The sequence below is a fragment of the Arthrobacter sp. S2(2024) genome, assembly GCF_036662515.1.
In the GTDB taxonomy this organism is placed as follows: domain Bacteria; phylum Actinomycetota; class Actinomycetes; order Actinomycetales; family Micrococcaceae; genus Arthrobacter.
The window spans coordinates 1-3,935 of record NZ_JAYKZI010000030.1 but is presented as its reverse complement, the minus strand read 5'-3'; the positions used below and the strand labels follow the sequence as shown (position 1 = coordinate 3,935).

At 61.2% G+C, this 3,935-nt stretch carries 3 protein-coding genes; all 3 read left to right on the top strand.

The features are described 5' to 3' along the window. The first annotated feature begins 334 nt into the window (after window positions 1–334). The 3 genes from VLA65_RS21870 to VLA65_RS21860 all read left to right on the top strand — a co-directional run bounded on the left by VLA65_RS21870 (window position 335) and on the right by VLA65_RS21860 (window position 3,505). Entirely contained in the window at window positions 335–1,063 is a 729-nt protein-coding gene (locus VLA65_RS21870) for a GntR family transcriptional regulator (RefSeq protein ID WP_284988892.1), read from the top strand. 78 nt (window positions 1,064–1,141) lie between these two features. After that, window positions 1,142–2,344, top strand: coding sequence for a CaiB/BaiF CoA transferase family protein (locus tag VLA65_RS21865; protein ID WP_332603741.1), 1,203 nt, complete (start codon window positions 1,142–1,144; stop codon window positions 2,342–2,344). Beyond that, window positions 2,345–3,505 (top strand): acyl-CoA dehydrogenase family protein, encoded by a 1,161-nt coding sequence (locus tag VLA65_RS21860; RefSeq protein WP_332603740.1) that lies wholly within the window; start codon window positions 2,345–2,347, stop codon window positions 3,503–3,505. It abuts the gene before it with no gap. Window positions 3,506–3,935: the final 430 nt, after the last annotated feature.

Below are 3,935 nucleotides of genomic sequence, written 5' to 3'. Positions count from 1 at the left end.
AGGACACCGCCGGACAACCATTCACCGGCCAGGCCCCGACACACCGTGTCGGGGCCTGACCCACTTAACACACCCCAACACACGACACACGTGAGCGGGCGTCCCACGAAAACCCCGCATACCTGAGCGGGCGTCCCACGAAAACCCTTTATTACTGAGCGGGCGTCCGGGGCATCCAACCCCGGCCCACCCATGACCCGGTTACCGCGAACCCCCGCTCACCCATGGCCCGGTTTCCCCGGACCCCCGCTCAGATATGGCCTCGAAATCCCAAACCCCGGCTCACATACGCACCCTCCGAGAGCAGGTCGGCGTCGACCCTTACAATGTCAGGATGAGTAGCATGCAACAGGTTACTCCCGGAGTGTCGCTGACAGCGCAGGCCACAGAGATGCTGCGGGCGGCGATCACGTCCGGTGAGATGACGCCCGGGGAGCACTATTCCGCGATCGGACTAGCCGAAAGACTCGGCGTGTCCAGAACGCCGGTACGTGAGGCCCTGCAGCTGCTCGAAAAGGAGGGCATTGTCCGGATCGAGAAGAACCGCGGCGTCCGCGTGCTCCAGATTTCACTTGATGAGATTGTGCAGATCTTCCAGATCCGAATTCTTCTTGAGCCCCCGGCAGCGGCTAGGGCCGCCGAGGTCATCACCAAGGACGACTTGGAGCATTTCCGGCTGTTGCACGGGCGGATCCTGGACGCTGCGGCCGGCGAGGACGGTCCCGGCACCCTGCAGGCGGACAAGGAATTCCATCTGTTCCTCATGGGTTTGGCGGGTAATCCCCGCCTAACGACCCTGGACGGCGAGCTCCGCAATCTCGTTCTCGCGCAAGGGCTGGTGACCATCCCTTCAATCCGAAGCAGCCAGGACTTGGCGGACGATCGTCGAGGCATTCTCGAGGCATTGGAGCGAAAGGACCCGCAGGCTGCATCGGCCGCGGTTCGAGAACATGTCACCCGTACCGCCCGGCTTCTCATTACGGGCGTTTGCGCGAAGACGCCGGGGCTGTCCTCTGATGCCTATCTGGCGAAGCTGGATCAGCTGACGAAACTCCGCGGCTGACTCCAATACGGCGAGGAATTGTTTACAAGCTGAAGACAATCCCTTACAGTTGCATGCAACATACAACTATCGAGGGAGATGGTCGTGGAATCCACAGCGGACTGCCGAAGCGGTCTGCCTCAGCCCTTGGCTGGAATACGGATCGCGGACTTTTCGCGGGTTCTAGCCGGACCGCTGTGCTCCATGATGCTGGCGGATTACGGTGCGGACGTTATCAAGATAGAGAGTGCTGCCGGCGACGATACCCGGGCCTGGGTCCCGCCTGTGGACATCGACGGCACCGGCACCTATTTTGCAAGCGTCAACCGGAACAAGAGATCAGTGGTAGCCGATCTCAAGTCCGATGAGGGATTGAGCTATGCCCGAGCGCTCGTGGCCGGCTGCGACGTCGTTATCGAAAACTTCCGCCCGGGAGTCATGGCGAAATTCGGGCTCGATTATCAGACCGTCTCCGAGAGCCGGCCGGATATTGTCTACTGTTCGATCTCTGGCTTCGGGGCTGGCGCCGGCGCGGATCTGCCTGGCTATGACCTGCTCGTGCAGGCACTTGGCGGTCTGATGAGTATTACCGGCCAAGCGGACGGAGAACCCAGCAAGGTGGGGGTTGCCCTGGTTGACGTCCTCACGGGACAGAATGCCCTGGCAGGGATCCTGATGGCCTTGCGGGTGCGCGATGCCACTGGGACCGGCCAGCAGGTGCAGATCAACCTCTTTTCCTCGCTCCTGGCAGCCCTGGTCAACCAAGCCACGGCCACTTTGGCCACGGGCTGTTCGCCTGCCCGGCTAGGTAATGCACACCCCAGCATTGCCCCTTATGAGACATTCCGCACTGGCGGCGGCATGCTCGCCATCGCGGTCGGTAACGACCGGCAATTTGCGGCCCTTGCGTCAGTTCTGGGACTCAAGGGATTGCCCGAGCAAGCGAGGTTCTTCACTAACGAATGCCGTGTAGCGTCCCGTGAGGAGCTGCGGATTGTGATCGAGACTGCGCTCGATGCTGACACTGCTGCGAATTGGCAACGGAAATTGCTCGCCGCCGGTGTTCCTGCGGGGAGGATCAACAGCGTCGGCGAGGCTTTCGAACTGGCAGAGCGCCTGGGGCTGGAACCGTCGATCATTGTCACTGACCCCGCCACAGGTCGCAGCTCCCGGCAGTTGACCAACCCGATCCGGCTGTCCGCGTCGGCGCCGAGCTACAGGCAAATTCCCCCGGACATTGGCGAGCACCAAGGGTCTACCTTCGCAGTCCGACCTCCAAACACATCCGCGAAAGGCACATAGATGTCCGATATCAGCGATCTGATTGACTTTGATTCCCTCCTCAGCGCGGATGAGCGTGCACTGCGCGATTCGGTGCGGGCCTTCGTGGATAGCGAAGTCAGGCCACACATCGCAACTTGGTATGAAAGGGCCGTTTTCCCGCTGGAACTTGTCCCTGAACTGGCCAAGATGGGCCTGCTCGGCATGCACCTGAAGGGTTACGGCTGCGCCGGCCGATCCGCCGTCGAATACGGCCTGACCGGAGCGGAACTTGAGGCTGGCGATTCCGGGCTGCGGACCTTCGTCTCGGTGCAGGGCTCACTGGCGATGAGCGCCATCTACAAGCACGGTTCGGATGAACAGAAAGCCGAATGGCTGCCTGCGATGGCCGCGGGGGAAGCGATCGGCTGCTTCGGGCTGACGGAACCGACGGCGGGGTCGGATCCGGGTGGCATGACTACCTTTGCGCACCGCGACGGAGGCGACTGGATCCTCAACGGATCAAAACGCTGGATCGGCCTAGCGTCGGTCGCCAAAGTCGCCATCATCTGGGCCCAGACCGACGGCGGCGTCCGCGGCTTTGTAGTCCCAACCGAGACACCTGGATTCACGGCGACGCCGATCGAGCCTAAGCTCTCCATGCGGGCCTCCATCCAATGCGACATCGAATTGTCCAACGTGCGACTACCCGAAAGCGCAATGCTGCCAAACGTCGTCGGGCTCAAAGGGCCCTTCTCATGCCTGAACGAAGCCCGCTACGGGATCATCTGGGGCGCCATGGGCGCTGCTCGCGATGCGTTCGAGGTAGCCCTCGATTACTCCAAGGGCCGCCTGCAGTTCGGCAGGCCGCTGGCCGGCTACCAGCTGACCCAGCAGAAGTTGGTTGATATGGCCCTGGAGATCAATAAGGGATTCCTCCTGGCCTTGCACCTTGGGCGCAAGAAGGACGCCGGCACATTGCAGCCGGACCAGATTTCGGTGGGCAAATTGAACAACTGCCGCGAGGCCATCAAGATTGCCCGCGAAGCCCGCACAATCCTTGGCGGCAACGGAATAACGCTGGACCACTCACCCTTGCGGCATGCCAACAACCTGGAATCCGTTCGCACGTATGAAGGCACCGACGAAGTCCATACCCTGATCTTGGGTAGCAAGCTCACTGGTATCGCCGCGTTCCGTTAGGGGCCCGACGCCGGAACCCGCGTTCCGCCGTCGACGTCGCCGCGGCGGTCCGATCGGGCGCTGTGGATCCCTCTGAGGTGCGGGGTACGGCGGGGCGTCAGTGCTGGATTTGCGCGCGGCACAGAAGCCGTGTAATGTCTTCTAAGTCGCCGCGAGGGAGACAGCCTAGAGCTGGGAACCACGGGTGGCCAACCCCTTCGAATTGAGCCTAAAACGGCTGGTGCTTCGTGCGCCGCAATTTGAGGGAAATTCGAATTGTAATCGTGAAATTGGTTGAGATACTGATTTGCAAAGCGATGGTGGTTCGGGTAACTTTGGAAAGTTGCTCCGGAGCGAGTCTGGGCCCTTTGGTGGGTGTGGGTGGTGCCGGGTGTGTCTGTTGTTTGAGAACTCAATAGTGTGCCAAGTTTGTTGATACCGATTTGTTTTT